At 56.9% G+C, this 274-nt stretch carries 1 rRNA gene; it reads left to right on the forward strand.

Annotation, left to right across the window (positions count from 1 at the left end):
• Positions 1-274 (forward strand): 16S ribosomal RNA (locus tag QSK39_RS52935); the annotation flags it as partial.

Raw genomic sequence — 274 nt, forward strand, 5'->3', positions numbered from 1 at the left:
CACATGCAAGTCGAACGCTGAACCACTTTCGGGTGGGGATGAGTGGCGAACGGGTGAGTAACACGTGGGTAATCTGCCCTGCACTCTGGGATAAGCCTTGGAAACGAGGTCTAATACCGGATATCACAACGCTTCGCATGAAGTGTTGTTGAAAGTTCTGGCGGTGCAGGATGAACCCGCGGCCTATCAGCTTGTTGGTGGGGTAATGGCCTACCAAGGCGACGACGGGTAGCCGGCCTGAGAGGGTGACCGGCCACACTGGGACTGAGACACG

Origin of the sequence: Amycolatopsis sp. NBRC 101858 (assembly GCF_030269325.1) — a bacterium.
Taxonomy (GTDB): Bacteria; Actinomycetota; Actinomycetes; order Mycobacteriales; family Pseudonocardiaceae; genus Amycolatopsis; species Amycolatopsis ponsaeliensis.